A 15,086-nucleotide genomic window follows, 5' to 3' on the forward strand; every position below is an offset into this window, starting at 1 on the left:
TTGGTCCAACGAGGAGTTTAAAGTTATTATGAGGGGTTGGCAAGTGACTTTTTTAATTTATGCCGGCCCCCGCGGGGGCCGGCATAAATTAAATGCCAATCCTTACATTATTAGAATGCCATAAACACATCATTTCCATAGACCGGATTTTCTATTCTTAAATCGGAGAACTTATTCCGAGAAATAGCATTCCCATGCCAACCTTTCCTACCTTTTCCGAAACGATTTAAGTCGTTCTCTGTGAATAGCCCATCAATTTCAGTAATTGTCTGTACTTCGTCTTGACCTGATTGCATAACCTCTAATTCAACAGAATCTTTTTGAGAAGTGTTTTCACACTCTTTTTCCAAAAGTATATTGGTACTTTCTTCTATTGGATTTTCTAGGGTTTGAGTTGAATCCATTTCTCCAAAATTTAAGGGAAGTTGTTCGTATTGCACTTTTATCAAGGAATGACACTCCTTCTCGATATTTTTAATACAACAAAAAAAGCACCATCATGTAGATATCCAAGGCACACTAGCCCTGGGTATCTATACATGATGGTGCTCCCATGCAATGTATAAAAATTAAATCTGAATTTATTAAATAAAATGTTCAAACGTATCTTATAATTTAATTATACGTACATTGTATATCATATTGCAATAGTTTTTTGCTGAATGTAGTTTATTATATAGTTTCATCTATTTGTAAAAATATAAATCAAAAGGTATAGACTTTTATGGGAGACGTTCCATTATACACAATAAATAACCTTCATTAACTTTTCTGAATATATATAAATCAATATCAATAGTCTAAAAAGAAGAAGAAGATAAATGCCGCCTTTCGCTATGTGTGTACATACTGTGGATATAACATAAATTAATATTCAAGATGTTCATTTTATTCTATTTCCTTCCTATAAAAGAACATAAAACAAAGGGGATAACCCCCACAGATTGGACGAGGAAGCACCGCTTACAATGGTTTGAAGAATCCCATTCTTCACGCCATTGTTAAAGCAGAGGTGCCTGTCACCCCTCGAGTATTATCGAACTCGACATAAACTGATAATTGACAAGCACCATTTTATAGAACAATTACAAGTAGAAATACCCTAGAGGAAGTCTTGACCTTTCCGATGCTCAGAAAAAAATATACACCAAGCGCCATTAGCTAACCAAGTTAAGACGGTGGCTAATGGTGATAAAAACTCAGAGGAGAAACTGTACACCGAAGTAGTAGAAGGAAAGTTATTACCATATTGTTTTTTAGAAATCAGGTAGTAATCTCTAATTTTAACCAAGGAGTGTAAAGCCCGTGAATAAAACGCTAACCGTATCACAATTCACACACTTACTGCAAGATGCAATCAAAGCAGGCAAGATGGAATTAAAAATGCATAGTACTACAACATCAAATCTCTCCATCTCTTTTAGTCTTCCTATAGAATCTTTTTACACTACTTCTGAAAGTTTTGTATTTTACTTAGAGGGATGTGAAGATGGTGCTATCCAACTTAAATTTGTAGATGCTTCACAGGAATGCAAACCCCTTGAGGAGATAAAAGTCACTGTAGAAGTTAAAAAAAATATTACTAAAAAAAATGGGTATTGGATTCATTTTAAAGAGGTAAGTCTTCTTTTTTGGGGTTCAAACATCCATGATGTGATTAAAAAATACTTTTTTAAAGTAAACAGAGATTTTGACCACAATAGATACGATACAGAAACAGAACTTAGTAACGCAATCATAGAAGGGCGAAAACTTTAAGCATCTTTAATAACTGTCCTTGTTCCGCTATTCGCAATAAGAATCTATTATACAAATTGTCTGTGAACTTTTAATATTCACAGACATTTATAATTAAGCATTATCCTTAAGTTAATTGTTCAAATAATCTCTTTCCACTTCATGATCTAGACTCTTCTTGGTAATTTCCCTTCATGCAATAATATCGCATTAGTCTGTCTTGCTCTGGTTACACAATATCTTTTACAAGAATACTAACCATGTCCATTTCAAATCTAGTCAAACCCCTATTTTACTTGTTTTGGAGCAGAAAATTTAACTCATGCTAAATTTGAACATTGGCTTAAGGAGACGAAGGGGCGATCTACTAGTTTTAGAAAAAGAATTAGCAAATGGAATGAATTGAAGAAAAAAGCAGGGTTTGACGCTTTAAAGAATACGGACTATACACCAGAAGGTATGGTTAAGGACTTAATGGATTTTACAAATAAATTCTTTAGTCAGCATGGCCGGAACCCTACTCAGAAGGAAACAAATGAAATGATGAAGCCTATTTAAATATCCACAATCACTCGCATCGTAGGTAATTCATACAGAGATATTATGAAAGACAACGGTATTGAGGTTGGTCATCATTATAATGAAGAAAAATTGATTCAATGTCTCAATAAATATTTAGTATGCAACATTACATTATTTTAGTTTTAGATTGATTATGGATTTTGTTGTTGAAACATTATTAGTGATATATAGGTTATAAACACCGATTATCTAAGTATCCAAACAAAGCATTTTATCAATCATATAATTAGCACTCTGTAAGATTTCTATTACTTCATCTGGTGTCATACCGTACTTATTGGCAGTACGTTCTATTGGAGTAGCAATAGAGTCCATCAACACATACTCTCCAGGATTCTTAGCTTCATTCGACATTTTAAAGTCAACGAATAAGCAATACTCATAAATTTCTTTTTCAGGATTAGGTAACAGGTTAATAGCATTTTGTCGTTCCAATTCATTAATAATTTCATCCAATAGTTCTGAGTCCTTACACATAGTATCCCTCCTTTTTAATACAACTGATTATACCTCAATAAATGTCATGGTCATTGAAAATGGTAGAAAATTTACCAATTATTAATTTCTGTAACTCAAGAGATAGAAGAAGTGCTATTGTTCTATTCCCTTCTTTCAAAATGGTATAATTAGGTAAATGATTATTAGGAGGAATCTTTATATGAAATGGAAGTCATTATTGCTATCAGCAATGTTGGTTCTATCGTTTGCTCTACCAGCTAATGCTGCAAGCTTTGGCAGTGAACCAGGAGTACCAACGGATAAAACCTGGTCAGTACAATTTAATACAACAATTGATGAAGATTCATTAGATGAGGTTTATGTAACGAAAGAAGGTTCTTCTGCTCAACTTCAACAATCTATAAGTCTATCAAGTGAGGACACAGTTAGTATTGAAGCGCCAGATGAAGGATATCAACCTAGTCAGAGCTACACCCTACATATTGGAGGAATTACTTCATCGGCCGGTGTTTCCATGACCGAAGAAACAACCTATGACTTTACGATACAGGAGGAAAACAAGAAGTCAGCTACCGTCACTCGAGTTGTTGATGGGGACACGATTGAAGTGAACGTAGATGGTGAAACGGAAGATGTACGTATGCTTTTAGTAGATACTCCAGAAACGAAACACCCATCCAAACCAGTACAGCCATTTGGACCTGAAGCAAGTGAATTCGCAAAAGAAAAGCTAAGTGGTAAAGAAATCACCCTAGAATTTGATGGTCCTAAACGCGACAAATATGATCGCTTGCTAGCTTATGTATGGGTAGATGATAAGAACTTCAACAAGATGCTATTAGAAGAAGGATTAGCTCGTTACGCTTATGTTTATGACCCTCCTTATACTTATTCTCAGGAATTCATGAAAGCTCAAAATAGAGCTAAGGATGCTGAAAAAGGGATTTGGAGTATAGATGGTTATGTCACTGAAGATGGGTTTAACTCTGATGCTACTGAAGAGGAAACAGGAACAGGTGATGACAATACGAATGATGGTTACACTGGTCCGTATGATCCATCTGGAGATGATCGTAATTGTGGAGATTTCGATACGCAAGAAGAAGCACAATCCTTTTTCGAAGCAGCTGGAGGTCCTGATTCCGATCCACACCGTTTAGATGGAGATGGTAATGGGGTTGCTTGTGAGAGTTTGCCATAAACTTTAATTTTCACTTTCCAATATCTAATAGTAATTGAGATTTCATGAAAATCTCCTAGTATTTAAAAGAGCCGTTCTATATACTGGAATGGCTCTTTTATTCATTTGACGCTATGGTTATTAGATTTCCCCAACCCTTCTCCATTATATGGAAAAATTTCACCATTGGGATATTCTTTAACCAAACCATCTTTCGTAGTATAAACAATATAGGTATTATTTACTTTTGCATCTATTTTAGCTCTTTCCCCTGTCATTTTCGCCCATTGGTTAACCCAACCATACTTTGTTTTGTTTGAACGGTCATTTTGTTCAAGCATACTTATTCACCACCTGAATTCATCATTCTGGCAATCATATTATATCATACGGTTATATTCATTCATTAACTTCATTGAACAGAAGAATCATGCATTGTTTTATTCCAGTTTAGCGCACTTATGCGTAAGATTTGATTTCGAGATAAATTTCAAATTTCTACTATAGCACACGTTAGTGGAAGATAAATTCTTATTTGGTTAACATCGAATAATAAAACTTCGCATCCTGTAATACATTAATAGATTTGAACTTCTTCGGATTTAATTTTTGAAGTCGTCAGCGGGAACGAAAACAGACCTATTGATTAATCGATCTTATTGATTCAGGTATGAGCTTACTCTCCAACCATCCCATCACCATCATTATCTCGCATATAGGGGTATAGCCAATGATCACTCATTATTGGCATACTAAAACCAGCTGCTTTTGCTTCTTTGATTGTCACTTGTCCGTTACCGTTCGTATCAACGCTAGAAATATCACCGTTTGAATTTGAACCCGTCGAATCGGAAGGCTCACTGTCTGTTAAACCAAGTGATTCGTTTACTTCATCAGGATTCACATTGTCAAATGTATCAACGATTTCGTTACCCTTTAACGTATAGGTGTACTGATAACTTGAAGGAATCTGCGTTTCCGTATTCGGATATGTAATAATTGCTTCAAAGTTCGTAGCGCCACCTGCCTTGCGGATCGCATCTTCCATATAGGCTTGATCACCGTGACGATTGAGCGTGCTTTCTTGTGGTGTTATATTATAAGCATTCGATACCCCTCCGAGAGAATCAGCAATAACATGCCCTTCATCTAAAACGTCACTTTCGACACCAGGAACTTTCGCCTCATCAGAGTAGTATCTTCCAGACGATAATACAGGTTCCTTACCGTCATCTTGTAAAATGATTTCATCTGCAACGACACGTACTAGTTGCCCATGTTCATTCGTAAATGCCCAATATTCACGGTCCCCGTAACCAATGTCAACAACGACATTCGTTTCACGATCTCCAGACAAATCACCACCATCAACTTCAATACGTTTATATCCTGAGAACAGGTCATTATTTGTTTCGGTTGGCGTTTCCTCTACAGTTGATTCATCAACACTCGAGGTAGTAGCTTCTTCTTTTTCGCTATTTTTATCTGTATTAGCTGTGGCTGCTTCTTGTGAATTTGTTTCTTTATCTGTAATGGATGTATCTTCTACCTCAGTACAACCAACCATAAAGATGGTCGTTAAAAGTAAAATTAAATAGCTCATTTTCTTTTTCATTTTAGGACTCTCCTATAATAGTTTCATAATTGTTCAAAAAAATCTCGGAATGTTCGCATAGGTTAACCTATTGATCTTGCAATTACTTTACGAACTTCAGAAATATCAACTTCATCCTCTTTTTTTCTTTGTTAGTTGAAGACTGAATTATCATAATCATTAATAACATTTTACCACATAATGTTATTAATCCTTCGAGTTTCTTGAATCTGAATAGATTGCATTTCAAATAACAAGTGAACTAGCACCCTAATTCGTGCGATGACAATAGCTGTTATATTTAGGTTAGAAAGGTGAAATATTTGATATAAGAAGGACGACACATATTAGATACATATAATATGTGCCCCTAAATTTATTGCCTTCTTCAACTAAAGCGGCCGAATAGGGATGACTTGAATTAGAGATGAATTTCCATCTGGTAAGCAAAAACCAGAGCTGCTGCACCAACTCCTATCATTATTCCATCGGTTAAAGCTCCTATTAAACCTCCAATCAGAACAAATCTAGTTATTTCAAACATAGATTCCTCATGGATCCAACCTTTTGCAATTACAGCATTCTAATGAACATAAATTAGCTCCTAATGCTGGGACAAGTTCTATAAACCGTGTCTAGTATAGTGACCAGATTGAGCTTTTGTAATTATAAAAAAAGAAATCACTCCTAAGTATAATCAGCTTAATTAAGCTGTACTATATAAAGAAATGAAGAGTAGTTAAATACACCATTTTTATCAAAAGAATTAAAAAGCGAACCAATACATAACTATCAATAATAAATAAATTGCGATGATTAAAGAAGAAATCAATAAACCTATTGTTTTCCATGTTCCTTTTTTACTAATAAATGCTGTTATGAAAGCCCCTAACACACCTACAACTAATAGTCCATTAACAAGTTCAGCTGTCCCTATCTGAGTAAGAACCAGTAGTGGATAAAATATAGCGGTTACTAACAATAATGTAATAGAGATCTTGCCATATTTTTGTTCCAAAAATTGGCACCTCCAATTTAAAATTGCTACTTCCTAATATTACCACTATTTGCTTTTATTAAGAACCAGTAAAAGACGAAATACTTATTTTCAGGGTATGACCTAAAAATAATAAAAAGCGCGAATCTCTTTTTGTTCCAGATTCGCGCCCGAATCTGGAAGACTCGAATTCGAGATTGTATTACTGGAATATCAATAACTGGAACTGGTGATTTACTTATAAGAATATCAGGAGTGTTTGAGGTATTCTTTTTAATTTATATTTATGAACCTTTGTTAACATACATAGGTGGTACTCCTGTTTGTATATCAGATTTACAAACAGGAGTACCGTCCTACGTTTTATTGTAATTAGAAATAAATTCATAGAACCTTTATTCAATGTTAATTTTCACTGGTTCTAAGATTAGTGGATTGTTTGGATCTTCGCCTTCAATGGCAACTGAAGTGATTACTTTGATATATTCTGTGTTTTTTCTAATGTTCTCTGGAATAATACTTCTGCCCTTAATAACCCACTGGTCATTAACTAGTTTTTTCTCTAACTCAATTCCATCCTTTGTTATAAAGATTTTGTTACCTTTGTCAGTAATTATTTGTAATCGGACCTGATTATTCTTCTCTGAGGCTGGAAAAGTGGCACTGTAATCAATAGACGTTGAAGCCTCTCCTGTTACAACTTTATCGAATTGTACCTGAATATCTCCATTAATGCTCTCAACCATCTGATTAACATGGGTAGTTTGCGTCGGGAGATGATTTATCGGAACCTCAAAATACCAGTCCCCTTCTTGACTACCAATTCGATTAAACCTTATTGGAAGCGTTGCTCGATTTCCTATGTCCTCTTTCGGATAATACGTTTGAATTTGTCCCACGTATCCTTGGTCCGTTTTCTTTAACTGTACAACCTCCTTGCTGTCTGATATTCCATCATCTCCATGGAAAATTTCATAGAAGCTACTAAGTTGATCATTTTCCTTTGTTTCGTTAACTTTACCAGTAACTTCGAATGTAACTCCAATAGCTGTCCCATCAAAATAGGCACTAGTTACTTGAACATGAACACCTTGGTCACTTGCTGTTTCATCCAGTTTTGTGATCAATTGTTCTGAAGCTAAGTCTCTCCCAACCATGTCATTAAACTCTGAATAAACTTGCCCTAAAAAAGGTAGGTTCGTAAAGGCTGATGATAGTGAAGGAACCGAAAAGCTTACCACTAACATCATTACAGCAGCAACTGCCGGTACCATCCAACGATTCATACCGATCTTTTTTTTATGACTAGCATTTTGTACACCTAACTTAATTGCATTATGAACATCCTTTTGAGGTACTTCTATTTTTTCATACTTTTCTTTGTATAACTTTTCGTTCATGATAATCCTTCCCTTCTATCTTTTCTTTAAGCTCCTTCTTCCCTCTTTGTAGATAAGTTTTCACTGTATTTTCAGGTATCTCCATGGTCTGTGCTACATCTTTAATCGGAAGATCGTGAAAGTAGAATAGGGTTATGGCATCGCGATAGTTTTTACTTAAGTGTTTAATCGCCTCAACCAGATCCATATACTTCACGTCTGGATCATTCATAGAAAAGATTTCACCTATGTCTTCGGTCGCCACACTCTTTTTTTGCTTTCTATTCACTTCATAGGCTGTGTTAATTAATATTCGAATAAGCCACGTGGTAAAATACTTATCATTTCTTAGCTTCTTAAGATTACGATAGGCCTTAAATGAAGTCTCTTGTACAACATCCAATGCATCTTCACGATTACCTGTATATAAAAATGCTGTCCTATACATCTGTTCGCTATGAAGCATTAGTAGCTCTTCAAAAGCTTCTTCGTAACCTTTTTTAGCTTTTTTTATCAAGTTTGCTTGTTTCATGATATCCTCCTTTATCCATTAGAGATTGTGAGGGCTTCAAAAGTTTCAAGAGAGTTTCAAAAGAGATATATTATCAAAATTAAAACGCTCCACTAAAAAAATCATTTTGAAATGAAATTATCTTCCAAGTTAAGACTTCAGCTCCCTCTTCACAGTCCTTGTAACATTTTATTTACTTCTAACTATTTGCGCTCCACACACAAACACGTAAATAGGGACGGTTCATGAGTGGTGAAATGGATTATCCTTAATTTCATCAGTATTTAAGTTTTTTACTTTTAATAATCCCTTAACTTCTAATTCTGACACCTATAAACCACTTTATTGGAATTTGAATAACTTCATTTTCTTTCTACTCCTTATTCTATGTACAAAATGAAGGTTATCGTTACTGGTAGTCCTAAAAAAACTTGAAAAGCATTTAGCCAATCAAGGTTTTCTTACTCTTTCTTTGTGTATTTGGCATTTAATTTATGTATGAAATGGCAGTATGTTTTTTGTATATAAAATAGACCGCAAAATAAAAGTTTTGTATAAAACTTTGCATATTTTGCGGTCTGTTTCTTTTCTGTTTAATCCAGCGCCCGACTCATGAAGACTTGAATTCAAGATATTTACTAATTAGTCACTAATACTACCAGTAAGAAACTCTACTTCTTTTGGAAATTCGCTTTGATAGCATAGCAATGCACGCCGAGAATTACCTGCTTTACATACTAAAATAACTTTATTAAAGGCTATATCCTTTTGTTTTAAAACTTCCAAAGAAAAACGAGCATTTTCCAAAGTGTGCTGTGGTTTATATCCACCAGACGGGAGTATATATGGGGCTAAACTTTGTTTATATAAAGTAACTGCCTTTTCTATTAGTTGTGGATGATCAGCACCCGGAACTAAAATCACATCTGCTGGAGAAATATCAGTTTCTACGAAAATGAAATCAGTAATACAATCAAACGGATAAGTCATTAATACTTCCTCTTATATTCTTTATTTCTAAATAAGCTCGATAATTAGAATGAGATATTACATTAGAGCATCTCGCAAATTAACGATATTATTTGGATTAACATCCCATTTACTCATAAGCTCCTGTTGTCTTATTTTCAAATCTTTATATGGTTCTTCAATTACTTCGATTTCATTAAACCTATTATCAAATACATTAGCACCTTTAATCTCTTCACATACAATTTTAACATTTATATCCATATAGATGATCATAAGAATTAATCTCTGTTCTAAATAAAAAAGACGCAAATTCTATTAAAGATTCGCGCCCGAATATGGGACACTTGAATTTGAGGTATTCCCTCCTTCCTATAAGTAAACAACTTTACGAAACGATTGAGAGAACTTATTCGTAAATATACTAAAGACCTAAGAAAGGAGATCGTTATGAATCGTTATTTGTATTATGCATTTTGGACAATCATCATTGGGGTAACCCTTTACTTTGGTAACGAACTGAGTCATTCTATAAAAGAAAAAGTATCAACAACTGGAAGGACCATGCCCAATCTTGTTTTTCAAAGAATCTATCCTATATTTATCGGTATGGTCTTAAAGTTCCCTAGACTATGGGAGCAAAGACATGAAACAATTTGGGGCCTTGATCTCCCCAAGCTACTTATAATAGGGATACCAAGTGGCTATATAGCTTTAACTTACATTTGGGCATCTATCCCCCTCGACATTCCGAGACCTTTTCTATGGTATATTATGACTAAAGGAGGCTCTAGTCTTATTACGGTTCCTGGAGTAATTTTTGGTTATGTAGTAATTGGAAGTTTTCGCGTTTCTAAGAAAAGTTAAACCACATAGTCCATGATAGATAAATCTTCCTTCTTTAACTCAAATATTAGAACATTTTCAAGTTATTGACCTAATAAGGGCTTCCCTTATTCCAGAAAAGCGTACTATTTTTGGTTATATTTAATGCATAGTTATTTGTTTTTCCAGGCTCCTCTCCCAGAGCCGATTCAGGCCGAGGTTCCAAGTGATAGCCCAGCGAAAACAGTAGGAAAGGGAGTGGTAGTTATGAAAGAAATGTTTACCAGTCTTAAAGGTTTGCAGGTTGTGATTCAAGTAATAGCTTTAGCAGTAAATTTTGCTATTTTCAATAACTCCATCGTTGGGTTACCTGGAAAATGAAATGACTTTATAATAAAATTTGTTTAGTCTATCATGACTTAAAATATGTGTACTTTTAAAATGAATGTTTGAATTTTATTTGAAAGATTTTTGTAGATATCTACAAACTATCCTTCGATCACTTCTCCTCCTGATGCCTTTACTAATTGATTAATGAATTGTACAATTTCATGATCTATTTCTTCTTTTTCCATTGATTTAGCTATTTTTGTAGAATCCCTTTTTTCTTTATATTTTCTTGCACCTTCTTCAGAAATATTTTTCGCATTATTTATAGCAAGTTTAGGGTCATATCTATACTCTTCTTCATCTATGCTATTTTGGTTTAAATTCAATACTTTCTCTACTTTATCAATAGAAAAGTAATTCTCTATCTCACCTTTTTCCAAGATAAATATATGATTTTCATTTACATTAAACTCATTTATAAGAGAACTTTTTAGAGTATTAACTCTTTCAGAACTATGGAAATCTGTATCGAGTAATATTAAAAAATTAACATTAAAATCTTTTATAACTTTAACGTTTGCATAGTATTCTGCGTTTTGACAACCCTTCATATCGACAAAGTAAATCCCTAACTCTTTATGATTATAACCAAGTTTGCTAAACCAAACTTTTAGCGCATTAACGTCAGCTATACCTTCAACCAAACAACAAACTTTTCCTGTCATTAGTTGACTAACTTGTACTACTTCACCTAAATCTTCTTTTACATCTTCTATATCTAATGCTTGAGTAGTAGAAGTCTTTCCTTCTTCTCTTAATAATAAAACTACCTGATCTAAGTCACCTTCATCCATAAATAATGTAGAGTGAGTAGTTATTAGTGCTTGACTTCCATCTGAAATAAGCTCTTTAATTGAATAGTAGAGGTCTCTTTGTGCTGATAGATGCAAAAATGCTTCTGGCTCTTCTATTAAATATAAATATTTATCGGTATTTCCTAAATGTTCCTGGGTTTCTGTAGGGTTACTTATCTTCTTATTTATATCACTTTGAGCACGTATTATAGCCATCAATACAGACCTTTGAAGACCATTTCCTCTTTGGGACAGTGGTGTTTTCACACCATGCTCATCTTCTATATTCATTTCGAAGCTAAAACTTTTAGATATATCAAGTGGACTAGCTTGTTGAGAAAGATTGAAGGTGTTTCCTTGAGATAATAGTTTTTCCTCTACAATATTTAGAATGCTTTCGTTAACATTCTTCATTTTTTCTTCAAGAAAAGTTATAGCCTGAACTCCCTCCTCATCTTGTTGTAGTAATTTTCTTATTCCAACTCTAAACAAACTACCAAACGCCGAAGAGTCAGAGGTCATTTTTTGTTCATTTTCAGGATCTTGAGCTGCAGGCACAGTGATCACCTCCGGAAAATACTCTTCAACTTCAGACCATTTTTTTGTTATATCAATCCATACATTTGTTCCTTTTAATTCTTCAATTACATTTCTTACTCTGGTTTCAAGTTTTTTTACCTCTTCTGGATCAGAAGGCTTGGTTTTTGGAAACTCAACATCTAAGCTTTTTCCAATATTTTTAATATTATTATACCCATTTAGTTCTTCTTCCTCCGGAGGTATAAATTCTTTTAGACATTCAATATATTTTGTTATTTTAGATGAAATATTTTTATATGTAATTTTAAATATAGCTTTGTTTTCTAATTTAAATTCTTCAGGTAAATTAAAATGATCTTCAAAATGTATGCAAATTTCAGTTTCAACTCCTTCTTGGGAATCAAAAGGAAAATCACTTAACTCAAAACTTCTTTTTGAAAAAAACGTTTCAATCGCCTTTATTAAATTAGACTTTCCTACATCATTTCTTCCTACCGTACACATCAAATCTTCTGTAAACCTTATCGCAGCTTCATCAATACTACGAAAATTGTTAATCTTAATTTCTGTAATTTTCAAAAATTTTACCTCCAATGAGTAATAACTACAATAATAAGCCCAATTTAATACATACTTTTTTTACCATATATACGAATAAATTTTACCATATCCTATTTTATATTTGGAGATTGAATATTTAATTGTCATGTATTGCTTCTTATAGTTTTATCTCGAAATCGAGTCTTCCATATTATGGCCCTAAACAAGAAGACTTGGATTTGAGATAATTGAATAAATACTATCCTTTTATACATTTAAATGGGCATTTATTTATTCCACCTTTCTAATAAACATACTGCCAAAACCTACATAGAATAAATGACATATTCAAACATGTCACACAGTTATTATGATCGTCACTCTAAGTAAGACGCATTGATTTAACTGGAAAATAGTGTTTCATTTTATCAAGCAATAATTGTTTCATACTATTTAGAGGTCATAATTGAATAATTCTATTACAAATAAAGTTACATATTCAGTTTCAAATTATATTACAAATAATATTGAGAAAGTATTTAACACCTCTTCAGGTCGCAAAATTCTCTTTTACACCAAGGCTTTTGCGAGCTTTTGTTATTTTCAGACTAATTTGCTTTGGTGTTTTTGCTCCCTCCAGCCCCTTTTATGGAGATATAATATACAAAATGGCTGATTAGAAGTTACTTTAATGGCAAAAAACAAAGTGTAATTGCTCCCGAAAAGGTTATAATTGTATTATGTTGTAAAAATATGTTAATTAATGCCATAAAAATAACCACTCTTTGGAATCTTTAGTGGTTTTTGAGTTTAGGTTTAATTTAATTTGGGGAAAGTAAATCTGGTGAAACATTAAATCAACACGAATAAGCCGTTTATCGCTTCTTTAAAAAACAGAAGGGAAACAGCTTATAAGTCCTCTAACCAATTGTAGTAAACGTTATTATTAGAGATTTTCTTATTTAGTTGTGTAGCTTTTTGTGTTGTGTCCAGAGGAGAAGTTTTCTTTCTAGAGTAAGTTTTCTTTCTGAAGAAGCGTATTACTTCTTTGCTCTTTCTGGTAGCTTCTTCTATAGACTGCTTTTTGGAAAGAATGTGATTCTTAGCATTAGATACTATGACTTCCCTTACCTCTTCATCGGATAACATAGAAGGAGATGGTGTTATATCGTTCATTTCACATTCAGAGATAAAGGCATCTCTTATTGCAGTGCCATGTTTATCGAAAACGGACTGTATTGATTCTTGCAGTTCATTCCAATGGTTATCTTCCGAAGATGAAAATATAACATCATAGGCATATTGAATTAATTGGATATCCTGGTCTAAGAGAACTTTGTGTTCATCGGAAGAATATGTGATGAAATACCGAATTAAAGCCGGTAGATCTAAGGATATATAACTTGATTCTTTTCCAGTTTCTTTTGTTTCACTACGAATAGAGCCAAGTATTACATCTTTAATTTCCTCTAATAAATAGAAATCATTAAAGTAATTCACGGCTTTACCAATAAGATCATAATAGATGATTGATTCTTTTTTATCTTTAAAGTATTTGTTTAAAGTAACTCGATATATCTCCAATCCTGCAGTTCCGAATTTTTCCATGAGTTCATTTTTCTTACTGATGAATAGATTGATAGTGTCTTCGCTCATATCTTCATAAAAAAACAGACTTCGGTTAGCTAACAGACGTATTTCTTCTTCACCAGCCTTATTGCCAATCGGTTTTTTATCGAAATGCTTTGCGTTTATTTTTAAGCCAATAACGTGTTTTTTCTTAAGGTACTTACTTGTTCGCTGTTTTTTATCGTTCTTGTAACCAAAGATGTGATGGAACTTCTTTTGGTAACCATTCTCCTTAACATCCACATAATTGTTAGACTCCTCCCCTGGAAGAGTAACTGATATTAAACCAAGCTCTAATAACTTGAAAAGGTCTTCTGTTAAACTTTTGTAGTCGTCATAAATGGTAAGACCACATTTAAGGTCGTGCAGCTTATTTTTATAAAGGTTTTCAATGTATATTCTTGTGCGTTGGTTATACACATTTGAAGTGAGAATGTAATAGAATAAACGACTTTGGTTTTTGCTTAGATTACGTACTTCTGGAGAATGTAGTACTTCCAGATGTTTTTGGTACGTACTCTCACCATTGGAGGATACGTGAAAATGAGAAACATAATAACCATTTTCATAAGTTAATAGTTCCTTCCCTTTGTATCGTGTATTGAACAGTTCGAAGAGTATTCTCTTAAGAGTACGGCGGTCCCATTTCATTAACTTACGAACATGTACTAAATCTATGTGCAAAGTACCGTCTCGATCTATATAAGGGGTTAGAGTTACTATTAAGTCTATAGCACTTTTAGAGATAGATAGTTTATTAGTTGAATAATCTCTAAGAAGCCCCTTATTTAATTTAGGTATATAGCTGTTGAAGTTTCCCATTTATTTATCCCCTAATTAAAACGAATCTAATGACATAAAAAAAGCATCACTAACCAGGTGAATACAGGTTCACCTAGATAGCGATGCTTTCGCTTTATGAAAAATAAATTTGAATGTATTTTTAATTGCCTTTCTTAT

Annotated in this window: 15 protein-coding genes; 4 read left to right on the top strand and 11 right to left on the bottom strand. The window is 33.4% G+C overall.

Annotated features, from left to right (window positions below; all coding sequences use genetic code 11):
* Positions 1-110: 110 nt before the first annotated feature.
* Positions 111-449 (bottom strand): hypothetical protein, encoded by a 339-nt coding sequence (locus tag GLW08_RS19390; RefSeq protein WP_160850281.1) that lies wholly within the window; start codon positions 447-449, stop codon positions 111-113.
* A gap of 856 nt (positions 450-1,305) precedes the next feature.
* Here GLW08_RS19390 and GLW08_RS19395 point away from each other — a divergent pair.
* Positions 1,306-1,758, top strand: a complete 453-nt coding sequence (locus GLW08_RS19395; protein ID WP_160850282.1) for a hypothetical protein — start codon at positions 1,306-1,308, stop codon at positions 1,756-1,758.
* A gap of 381 nt (positions 1,759-2,139) precedes the next feature.
* The gene (locus GLW08_RS19400; RefSeq protein ID WP_160850283.1) at positions 2,140-2,295 is read left to right on the top strand and encodes a hypothetical protein; all 156 of its coding nucleotides are present in this window, start codon (positions 2,140-2,142) and stop codon (positions 2,293-2,295) included.
* A gap of 213 nt (positions 2,296-2,508) precedes the next feature.
* Here GLW08_RS19400 and GLW08_RS19405 read toward each other — a convergent pair whose 3' ends face one another.
* The gene (locus GLW08_RS19405) at positions 2,509-2,796 is read right to left on the bottom strand and encodes a hypothetical protein (protein WP_160850284.1); all 288 of its coding nucleotides are present in this window, start codon (positions 2,794-2,796) and stop codon (positions 2,509-2,511) included.
* A 181-nt stretch (positions 2,797-2,977) separates the two neighbouring features.
* Here GLW08_RS19405 and GLW08_RS19410 point away from each other — a divergent pair, with 181 nt between their 5' ends.
* Entirely contained in the window at positions 2,978-3,979 is a 1,002-nt protein-coding gene (locus GLW08_RS19410; RefSeq protein ID WP_160850285.1) for a thermonuclease family protein, read from the top strand.
* 101 nt (positions 3,980-4,080) lie between these two features.
* Here the strand turns inward: GLW08_RS19410 and GLW08_RS19415 are convergent, their stop codons facing one another.
* From GLW08_RS19415 to GLW08_RS19445, 7 genes are all read right to left on the bottom strand, one after another.
* Positions 4,081-4,299 carry a hypothetical protein gene (locus tag GLW08_RS19415; RefSeq protein ID WP_160850286.1) on the bottom strand — a complete coding sequence of 73 codons (219 nt, stop codon included), beginning with the start codon at positions 4,297-4,299 and terminating at the stop codon, positions 4,081-4,083.
* Positions 4,300-4,634: 335 nt separating this feature from the next.
* The gene (locus GLW08_RS19420) at positions 4,635-5,573 is read right to left on the bottom strand and encodes a DNA/RNA non-specific endonuclease (RefSeq protein ID WP_160850287.1); all 939 of its coding nucleotides are present in this window, start codon (positions 5,571-5,573) and stop codon (positions 4,635-4,637) included.
* 745 nt (positions 5,574-6,318) lie between these two features.
* Positions 6,319-6,570 carry a hypothetical protein gene (locus GLW08_RS19425; protein ID WP_160850288.1) on the bottom strand — a complete coding sequence of 84 codons (252 nt, stop codon included), beginning with the start codon at positions 6,568-6,570 and terminating at the stop codon, positions 6,319-6,321.
* Positions 6,571-6,944: 374 nt separating this feature from the next.
* Positions 6,945-7,949, bottom strand: a complete 1,005-nt coding sequence (locus GLW08_RS19430) for a DUF4179 domain-containing protein (protein ID WP_160850289.1) — start codon at positions 7,947-7,949, stop codon at positions 6,945-6,947.
* The gene (locus tag GLW08_RS19435; protein ID WP_160850290.1) at positions 7,918-8,460 is read right to left on the bottom strand and encodes a sigma-70 family RNA polymerase sigma factor; all 543 of its coding nucleotides are present in this window, start codon (positions 8,458-8,460) and stop codon (positions 7,918-7,920) included. The genes GLW08_RS19430 and GLW08_RS19435 overlap by 32 nt, the downstream gene beginning before the upstream one ends.
* Positions 8,461-9,081: 621 nt before the next feature.
* The gene (locus GLW08_RS19440) at positions 9,082-9,429 is read right to left on the bottom strand and encodes a YdcF family protein (protein WP_237458515.1); all 348 of its coding nucleotides are present in this window, start codon (positions 9,427-9,429) and stop codon (positions 9,082-9,084) included.
* A gap of 57 nt (positions 9,430-9,486) precedes the next feature.
* On the bottom strand, positions 9,487-9,684 hold the full coding sequence (locus tag GLW08_RS19445; protein WP_160850291.1) for a hypothetical protein: 198 nt from the start codon (positions 9,682-9,684) through the stop codon (positions 9,487-9,489).
* A 174-nt stretch (positions 9,685-9,858) separates the two neighbouring features.
* Here GLW08_RS19445 and GLW08_RS19450 point away from each other — a divergent pair, with 174 nt between their 5' ends.
* Positions 9,859-10,275: a hypothetical protein gene (locus tag GLW08_RS19450; protein WP_160850292.1), complete on the top strand. Its 417-nt coding sequence runs from the start codon at positions 9,859-9,861 to the stop codon at positions 10,273-10,275.
* Between the two features lie 446 nt (positions 10,276-10,721).
* Here GLW08_RS19450 and GLW08_RS19455 read toward each other — a convergent pair whose 3' ends face one another.
* On the bottom strand, positions 10,722-12,536 hold the full coding sequence (locus GLW08_RS19455; RefSeq protein ID WP_160850293.1) for an ATP-dependent nuclease: 1,815 nt from the start codon (positions 12,534-12,536) through the stop codon (positions 10,722-10,724).
* Positions 12,537-13,406: 870 nt separating this feature from the next.
* On the bottom strand, positions 13,407-14,948 hold the full coding sequence (locus GLW08_RS19460) for a hypothetical protein (protein ID WP_160850294.1): 1,542 nt from the start codon (positions 14,946-14,948) through the stop codon (positions 13,407-13,409).
* Between the last annotated feature and the right edge of the window lie 138 nt (positions 14,949-15,086).

The organism is Pontibacillus yanchengensis (assembly GCF_009856295.1).
GTDB classification, from domain to species: domain Bacteria; phylum Bacillota; class Bacilli; order Bacillales; family BH030062; genus Pontibacillus; species Pontibacillus yanchengensis_A.

Bases quoted from the DNA above. Each gene is read 5' to 3' on its own strand.
- GLW08_RS19405 (WP_160850284.1), bottom strand. From the start codon at position 2,796: ATGTGTAAGGACTCAGAACTATTGGATGAAATTATTAATGAATTGGAA.
- GLW08_RS19410 (WP_160850285.1), top strand. From the start codon at position 2,978: ATGAAATGGAAGTCATTATTGCTATCAGCAATGTTGGTTCTATCGTTT.
- GLW08_RS19415 (WP_160850286.1), bottom strand. From the start codon at position 4,299: ATGCTTGAACAAAATGACCGTTCAAACAAAACAAAGTATGGTTGGGTT.
- GLW08_RS19420 (WP_160850287.1), bottom strand. From the start codon at position 5,573: ATGAAAAAGAAAATGAGCTATTTAATTTTACTTTTAACGACCATCTTT.
- GLW08_RS19430 (WP_160850289.1), bottom strand. From the start codon at position 7,949: ATGAACGAAAAGTTATACAAAGAAAAGTATGAAAAAATAGAAGTACCT.
- GLW08_RS19435 (WP_160850290.1), bottom strand. From the start codon at position 8,460: ATGAAACAAGCAAACTTGATAAAAAAAGCTAAAAAAGGTTACGAAGAA.
- GLW08_RS19440 (WP_237458515.1), bottom strand. From the start codon at position 9,429: ATGACTTATCCGTTTGATTGTATTACTGATTTCATTTTCGTAGAAACT.
- GLW08_RS19445 (WP_160850291.1), bottom strand. From the start codon at position 9,684: ATGATCATCTATATGGATATAAATGTTAAAATTGTATGTGAAGAGATT.
- GLW08_RS19450 (WP_160850292.1), top strand. From the start codon at position 9,859: ATGAATCGTTATTTGTATTATGCATTTTGGACAATCATCATTGGGGTA.
- GLW08_RS19460 (WP_160850294.1), bottom strand. From the start codon at position 14,948: ATGGGAAACTTCAACAGCTATATACCTAAATTAAATAAGGGGCTTCTT.